The 393-nt window shown below is 61.1% G+C and carries 1 pseudogene; it reads right to left on the reverse strand.

The window, feature by feature from the left end:
- Positions 1 to 159: 159 nt before the first annotated feature.
- Positions 160 to 393 (reverse strand): annotated as a pseudogene (locus ACZ92H_RS29505) (phage tail protein); the annotation flags it as partial.

The raw sequence follows: 393 nt of genomic DNA on the forward strand, positions 1-393 counted from the left end.
GCAGGGCCAGCTTGCCGTCGCTGTCGTCCAGGGAAATGTCGAGCTGGTCGCTCTCGTCGCCACGGCACAGGGTCAAGGTCAGATTAATCAGCCGCGGCGAGACGATGGCCGTCAAATCCTTGTCTTCGATGCTGACCTTGAAGGCGGGAATATGCTCGCTCATTTGAACTTGTCCGCCGCGCTGCCGATGGCGCCGCTGATGCTGCCGCCAATCTTGTCTTTCATTTCGCTGACCACGCCGCCATATTTCGACGTGATGCCGCCGACCACATTGCCGACCACGCTGCCCACGGCGTTCTTGGCCGCGCCGGCAATGCTGCTGGTCATGCCGTCGATGCTGAGCATGTTTTTCAGATCGCCGATATCGCCCAGGCCAACCATGGCCAGCACGCC

The organism is Janthinobacterium foliorum (assembly GCF_978021625.1).